The sequence below is a fragment of the Vibrio sp. 1580 genome (assembly GCF_033340055.1).
On sequence record NZ_JAWOVT010000509.1, the window covers coordinates 1 to 578 of the forward strand.

The window sequence follows — 578 nt, forward strand, 5'->3', positions numbered from 1 at the left end:
TGTAATGAAGCGCTGATCCACCGCATCACACCAACCAACACGATCAGCATTTGCGCCGATACGGATTTACCTTCGTTATTGAACGATCTACGACTTAAACAGATCGATTTGATTATTAGCCCAACGACCATTCATGACCCATCGTTTATCAGTGAGTCAATTTTTGAAGAGCCAATGGTGGTGATTTGTCGTCAAGATCACCCACGTATCGCAGGAAAAATCGAACAAGAACAGTTTTATTCTGAAAAGCACTGTCGGTTTGTCGGAGACGAAGACTTCCCAGTTAGCAACACCGAAGTTCACCAGCCAGGGCTGCAAGAGCGTGATGTGGAAATGATGACAACATCGCTCTCTGGCATGATGCTCTATGTAGCGAAACACGATTGCTTAGGCGTGCTTCCCCTGTCTTTGGCGCAGAAATGGCAATCGGCTTTGAATCTGCAAGTCATTCAAACTCCAATGTTTTCCGAGCCAGTCAGCTATAAACTGATTTTCCATAAACGAGATGAATCCAGCACTTCACATCAATGTTTGCGAGCTTGGGCGCGTGACCAATTTGCTACAGGCCTAAACGCCTG

The 578-nt window shown here is 46.0% G+C and carries 1 protein-coding gene; it reads left to right on the forward strand.

Annotated elements, in window-relative coordinates; all coding sequences use genetic code 11:
* Positions 1-578 (forward strand): LysR substrate-binding domain-containing protein (locus R7093_RS26860; RefSeq protein ID WP_318147229.1); only part of this gene is annotated, 578 nt, incomplete at both ends.